The 6010-nt window shown below is 73.3% G+C and carries 7 protein-coding genes and 1 tRNA gene; 3 read left to right on the top strand and 5 right to left on the bottom strand.

Going from position 1 to position 6010, the window contains the following annotated elements; translation table 11 throughout:
- The 3 genes from SZ60_RS03000 to SZ60_RS02990 all read right to left on the bottom strand — a co-directional run.
- Positions 1 to 2047 (bottom strand): alpha/beta fold hydrolase (locus tag SZ60_RS03000; protein ID WP_043593547.1); only part of this gene is annotated, 2047 nt, incomplete at its 3' end.
- Positions 2044 to 3066, bottom strand: a complete 1023-nt coding sequence (locus tag SZ60_RS02995; protein ID WP_043593545.1) for a 3-oxoacyl-ACP synthase III — start codon at positions 3064 to 3066, stop codon at positions 2044 to 2046. The genes SZ60_RS03000 and SZ60_RS02995, both read right to left, overlap by 4 nt.
- A gap of 183 nt (positions 3067 to 3249) precedes the next feature.
- A complete protein-coding gene (locus SZ60_RS02990) occupies positions 3250 to 3531 on the bottom strand; it encodes a hypothetical protein (RefSeq protein WP_043593543.1) in 282 nt (93 codons plus the stop codon).
- 64 nt (positions 3532 to 3595) lie between these two features.
- Here SZ60_RS02990 and SZ60_RS02985 point away from each other — a divergent pair, with 64 nt between their 5' ends.
- On the top strand, positions 3596 to 3841 hold the full coding sequence (locus tag SZ60_RS02985) for a hypothetical protein (protein ID WP_043593542.1): 246 nt from the start codon (positions 3596 to 3598) through the stop codon (positions 3839 to 3841).
- Between the two features lie 24 nt (positions 3842 to 3865).
- Here the strand turns inward: SZ60_RS02985 and SZ60_RS02980 are convergent, their stop codons facing one another.
- Positions 3866 to 4831, bottom strand: a complete 966-nt coding sequence (locus tag SZ60_RS02980) for an FUSC family protein (RefSeq protein ID WP_156155458.1) — start codon at positions 4829 to 4831, stop codon at positions 3866 to 3868.
- Positions 4832 to 5046: 215 nt separating this feature from the next.
- Between SZ60_RS02980 and SZ60_RS02975 the strand changes: the two genes are divergently transcribed.
- Positions 5047 to 5544 carry a MarR family winged helix-turn-helix transcriptional regulator gene (locus SZ60_RS02975; protein ID WP_043593538.1) on the top strand — a complete coding sequence of 166 codons (498 nt, stop codon included), beginning with the start codon at positions 5047 to 5049 and terminating at the stop codon, positions 5542 to 5544.
- Between the two features lie 35 nt (positions 5545 to 5579).
- Here the strand turns inward: SZ60_RS02975 and SZ60_RS02970 are convergent.
- Positions 5580 to 5652: transfer RNA gene (locus tag SZ60_RS02970), tRNA-Thr, on the bottom strand.
- 145 nt (positions 5653 to 5797) lie between these two features.
- Between SZ60_RS02970 and SZ60_RS02965 the strand changes: the two genes are divergently transcribed.
- On the top strand, positions 5798 to 5980 hold the full coding sequence (locus SZ60_RS02965) for a hypothetical protein (RefSeq protein WP_043593536.1): 183 nt from the start codon (positions 5798 to 5800) through the stop codon (positions 5978 to 5980).
- Positions 5981 to 6010: the final 30 nt, after the last annotated feature.

The following is a 6010-nucleotide window of genomic DNA, read 5'->3' as shown; positions in this document are numbered from 1 at the left end:
CGTCGGTCATCAGCAGCAGCCCCTCGGTCATGCCGTAGGGCGTGTGGGGCGTCGCGTTCGGCATGAGGTCGCCTGCGGCGGCCAACAGGGTCTCGGAGACGGGCGCACCCGCCGACAGGAACGTCTCGACGCCGGCCAGGGCGCGGTGGTCGGCGTCCTCGAGCTCGTCCGACGTCGCGACGACGTTCGTCAGTGCGGCGGGGGAGAGGAACACCACGGTGGCGTCCACCGCCGCCGTGGCGGCGGCGACGGCGCGGGCGGTCAGGGTGCGCGGCTTCGTGACGTCCATGTCGGGCGTGACGCTCGTCGCCCCGAGGGCGGGGCCGAGCAGGGCGAACGGGGCGAAGCCGGCCACCAGGCCGGTGCCCGGTCCGACGCCGTACTGCTCGGCCAGCGCGTCGCGCAGGGCGGTCAGCTGGCCGTGCCGGTAGACGACGCCCTTCGCGGGGCCGGTCGAGCCCGAGGTGAACAGGATCGCGGCCTCGGCGTCGGCCGTGGGCGCGTCGGGCAGCTCGGCGAGGGCGCCGTGGGCGCGGCGGCCGAGGGCGGCGATCTCGGGTAGCGACGCCTCGACGCCGAGCGTCCGGGCGGCGACGGGCGACAACGTCGTCGTCGAGATCTTGCGGCCCGGCCAGCCGAGAGCGGTCGCCGCCGTGAGCCCCGGGAGCTGGCCGATCACGTGGTCGGGCCAGGCGCCCCGGACGGCGCGGGTCAGGCCGCGCACGCCGAGACCGGCGTCGGCCACGACCACGACGGCGCCGAGGCGGACGCAGGCGTAGAGCACGGCGGTCAGGTCGGCACCGGGCTGCACGAGCAGCGAGACGCGGTCGCCGGGCCGCACGCCGTGCCGGCGCAGACCGAGGGCGATCTCGTGGACGCGCCGGGCGAGCAGGCTCCAGCTGACCGAGCGGGGGCCGTCGGCACCCGCGGGGGCCATCTCGACGAGCGCGGTGGCCGGGCTGTCAGCCAGGGAGTCGAGGTACGACCAGAGCGGGCGGTCCTGCGGGGAGGCGACCCGCGCCTCCTCGGCTGCGACGGCGGCGACGTCGACCGCGGCCGCGCCGTCGGGCAGGCGGTCGCCCAGCCAGGTGAGCACGGCCCCGGCGTAGTCGACGTCCTCGGCGACGAGGTGGCCCGCACCCTCGAAGCGGTGCACGTCGGCGTGCGGCAGACGGTCGACCAGGTCGTCGAGGTACCGGTCGGAGAAGATCGGGTCGCGCGGGCCCCAGAGCATCAGGGCCGGCACGGTGAGGTCGCGCAGGCCCTCGGCGATGCGGTCGAGCTCGGGGCTGCTGACGTGCTCCGCGTCGACCGGGATGTCGGCCACGAAGCCGCCGATGCCGCCGCGGCGGTCGGCCTGGCGGTACGGAGCCCGGAAGCCGGCCTTCACCTCGGGCGACAGCGGCGGGTGGGCGAGGCCGAGGGTCACGTCGAGGAACCCGGTGGTGCCGACGGTCGCCCGGCCCAGCACGCCGCGGGCGAGGGTGAGGCGCAGGGGAGCGGGGATCTTCTCGCCCTCGGGCTGGTGGATCGCCGTGTTGAGCAGCATGAGCCCGGCCAGCTGGTCGGGGTGGTCGACCGCCCAGCCCGTCGAGACGACGCCGCCCCAGTCGTGGCCGAGGGTGACGACGGGACCGGTGACCTCGAGGGCCTCGGTCAGGTCGCCCAGGTCGGCGACGCGGCGGGCCAGCGTCTGCGGCGAGCCCGTGCGCTCGGAGAAGCCCATGTCGAGCTGGTCGACCGCGACGACGCGCCAGGCAGGCGCCCCGGCGGCGGCCGTCTCGACCGTGCGGGCGACGAGGCGGCGCCAGAGGTACGACCAGGTCGGGTTGCCGTGCACGCAGAGGATGGTGCCGACCGGTTCGGCACCGACGCCGGCCAGCGCCTCGGCGTTGTCGAGAACGTGCCAGGTGCGGGAGGCGCGGTGTGCGCCGAGCCCGTACGGCACGTCGACGAGACGCGACCACGACGGGTCGAGCCCGTCGAGACCCGCGGGGGGACGTGACGCCGGCGCCGTGGCGGAGGCGGACCGCGGGAGCCGACTCACCAGGCGAGTTCCATCATCGCGGTGTTGATGCCCGAGCCCACTCCCATCAGCAGGACGCGGTCGCCTTTGCTGAGGGTCTTGCTCTCTTCGACCAGCGTGATCGGGATCGACGCCGGGCCGACGTTGCCGAGGTTCGGGTAGGTCAGCGGGACGAGCTTCTTGTCGATGCCGGCGGCCTTGACGAACGCGCCGGTGTGCACGTCGCTGACCTGATGCATGATGTAGCGGTCCATGCGCTGCCAGTTCCAGTCGCGCTTGGCCTCTTTCCAGGCCGAGACGACGAGTTCCATGCCGCGCTTGAGCAGGGCCTTGGCATCGGTGAACATGCCGTCGACGCTGCCGACGCAGAGGTCGTAGTTCTCGGTGGCGGCGCGGGTGACGCCGCCGACGATGCGGTGGCCCTCGGGGTGGAGGTCGGCGCGGCCGATGACGGCGGCGGCGGCCCCGGAGCCCAGGGTGAGGCTGGCGAACTCGCTCATGAAGTCGTCGCGGCCGTAGCCCTTGGTCAGCAGACGGTCGATCGTGTTGACCTGGACGTCGTCCGCGTCCTCGCCGTCGATGATGACGGCGTAGTCGATCTGGCCGGCGTCGATCAGCTGGGCGGCGAGGGTCATGCCGTTGACGAAGCCGAGGCAGGCGTTGGCGATGTCGAAGTTCGTCGCCGACGAGGGCAGGCCGAGGCCGTGGTGCAGGCGGACCGCGACCGAGGGCTCGAGGTGGGGGCGCGTGACCGACGTGTTGATCAGCAGGCCGACCTGGTCGGGGCGGATGCCCGCTTCGGCCATCGCGCGCTTGCCCGCGTCGATCGCCGCCGAGTCGAAGCTCTGCTCGGTGCTCCAGTTGCGGCGCTCGTACACGCCGGCGACCCGCTGCAGCAGGCCCGTGGGCAGCTTGAGGCGCTTGAGCACGGGGGCGAGCTTCTCGTCGATGCTCTCGGAGGTGGTGACCCGGTCGGCCATGGTGCTGGTGACCGACAGCAACGCGACGTTGCTGTGCCGGGTCGTAGCGTTTCCGTTCAACGGAACTCCCTGTCGAGTTGTGGCGGGGTGGGGCTGCACGCGCGCGCGGGGTCGCGAGCGGAGCCGAACGTCGTGGGCACCGGTCCGGTGCATCCGTCAGTTTACGGCGACGGACGCTGGGTGGTTGCCAGGTTGACGGGGCACGTCCATGCCCTGAACGGCATGTGACCGGGGGTTCCGGCGTCAGGCCTCGGGGTCGCGGGGCAGCCGGACGACGCGGCGTCGGTCGTCGCGCGTCCACCAGACGAGGTCCGCCACGGCCCAGGTGACGGCACCCAGACCGGCGGCCACGACGATCACGGTGACGACGGTGACGTGGCCGCCGCCGACCGTCAGGGCGGCGACGATGCTCGCGATCACGACGAGCGCGCAGAACGACGTGACGAGGGGCAGGGCGAGGCCGCCGCGTTTGGTGAGCAGCCAGTTCGGCACGTCGGGGTCGACGTGGACGTCGCGTCGTCGCACGGTGCCTCCTCGGCGGATCGGGGTCCCGGCGATCGTAGCCCGCGCACCTTGTACCCTCGGGTGCATGAGCGACCTGCGGCGACCCTGGTTCACCCTGACGAAGACGGGCGCCGTGGTGCCCGCCGTGTTCGAGGTGCTGATCGGCCTGTTCGGCCTCGTCGTCCAGGTGCTCAACATCGCCTCGGGGGTGCCGGTCCAGGCGCTGACCGTCATCATCCTGATCGTGGCCGTGCTGCTGGTGGCCCAGGGCGTGGCCGACCTGGTGTGGTGGAGCAAGGACGGCCGCCGGGCGAGGGCGCGCCAGGTCTGACCACCGACCGGGGCCTGCCCGGGCCTAGGCGCTCGCCTCCGGGCGCGGCCGCCGCAGTCGGTGCGTCGCGAGCAGCACGACGACCACGACGCCCACCCCGATGGCGGTGTCGGCCGTCCGGGCCGCCACGAGGGCGCCCACGTCGACGGGTGCGCCGCCGAGTGCCCGCATGCCGAGCGCCATGGGCGTGATGAACACGAGCGCGAGCCCGTAGTTGCGGACGATGAGCAGCTCGGTCGCGAACTGCAGCACGCCGAAGGCGACGATCAGGGCGGCGACCCCGGGGTGCCAGGCCAGCAGCAGGGCGGCGAGGCCGACCCCGACGAGGGTGCCGAGGAGGCGGTGGCCGGCCCGCACGAGCTGGCCCGCCGTCGCGGTCCCCACCACGGGCACCACGGCCGACACCATCGCCCAGTACGGGCTCTGCACGCCGAGACCGAGGCCGATCAGCCCGGCCACGATCGAGGACACCAGGCAGACCGAAGCGTGGACGATCGTCCGTCGGCCGTCCAGGGGGCGCGGGCCGCGCCTCCATCGGCGTCCGTCGACGGTGGCGAGCGCGCGACGGCCGGCGGGCAGCAGCACGCCTGCGAGCGAGGCGAGCAGGGCGAGCGCGAGACTCGCCGGGGCGACGACCGCGGCCACCGCGACGGTCGACGCGGTCGCGGGCACGAACGCCGAGACGCCGAGTCCGAAGACGAAGAAGAGCGGGCCGGGCGGGCTCCACCGGCGCAGGTCGGAGACGGCCGACGTGACGCCGGCGACGAGACCGATCGTGACGACCAGCACCCAGACCGGGGCCGCCGAGGCGGCCAGCGCGGTGCCCAGGACCACGCAGGCGACGAGGGAGAGCCCGGCCTCGAGCTGCATCTCGAGCCGCTGGAAGCGGGGGAGCCCTCGGCCGAACGCCGAGGCGAAGGCGCCGAAGACCGCATAGGGCGTCCACTCGACGTGCCCGATCAGGGCCAGGACGACCATGGGTACGAGCACCGAGACGGCGACGCGGGCGGCCGGACGGTGGGCGCCGTCGTGTGGGCCGAAGCGGACCAGGTCGCGTGGGTGCGGCAGCAGGCGATGGGTGGGGGTCGTGGTCGTGATGGGGCGGTCCTCTGGTCGACGCGGCGTGGGCGCTCGTCGTCGAACTGCTTCACGGGTGAATGATCTGGGGGCTACTTTACTCGTGAACCATCGGTAGGCTCAAGGGCATGACCGACGCCGGGCCCCGCGACGCGATGGACGACGTCCACGACCGGTGGCGTGAGCTGCGGCCCGACCTCGACGTCTCGGCCATCCCCGTCATCGGCCGCGTCAACCGGCTCGCCCGCATCGTGCAGCGGCGCAGCGACGACCTGCTCGCCGAGTTCGGCCTGGGGCGGGCGGACTTCGACCTGCTCGCGGCCCTGACCCGACGCGACGCCCCGACGAGTCCGACGCAACTGGCCGACGAGACGCTCCTGTCGCCGCCGGCCGTCACGAAACGCGTCAAGGGCCTGCTCGCGGCAGGCCTCGTCGATCGCACGGCCAATCCCGCCGACCACCGCGGCTACTTCGTCGCGCCGACCGTTGCCGGGCGCCGCCTGATCGACCGCGTGCTCGAGGTGCAGCTCGCCGACGAGCGGGCGATCCTCGCCGCCCTGCCCGAGGAGGCGCGCGCGGCCGTCGCGGACGGCCTGCGTCACCTGCTCGTCGCCCTCGAGGGCTGAGCCGCACGCGTCCTGTCGGGACGACGAGAGAAGAGAGCCGGCCACGGGACTTGAACCCGTAACCTTCCGATTACAAGTCGGATGCGCTACCAATTGCGCCAGGCCGGCGGAGCGTGCCCATCTTACCCAGCCCGCGCCTCCTCACCCGGCGTGGAGGATGCGCTCGGTGCAGGATTGGCGTTCCGAGGCCGAGAAGTGGTGAAGTAGACGCAGCGCACCGCGCCCGCCGGACGCACCGACCTGAGGAGCCCCCTTGTCCACGATCTTGACCGCGCTCGGTTCGCTCGCCATGCTCTTCGTCGCCTTCGCCCTGTTCGCCTACTCGTTCGGCTCGGGCGAGCCCAACGCCTTCGTCTTCTTCGGGGGCATCGTCCTGATGACCGGATCGTTCTGGCTGCCCATCACGGTGATCGGCAACAGCCACAAGACCTGGTGACCGGGTCGGTGCCCGCAGGGGCACCGACCG

The sequence above is a fragment of the Frigoribacterium sp. MEB024 genome, from assembly GCF_000878135.1.
Lineage (GTDB): Bacteria > Actinomycetota > Actinomycetes > Actinomycetales > Microbacteriaceae > Frigoribacterium.
Note: the sequence above shows the minus strand (reverse complement) of the source record. Positions and strands in the feature narration are given on the sequence as shown.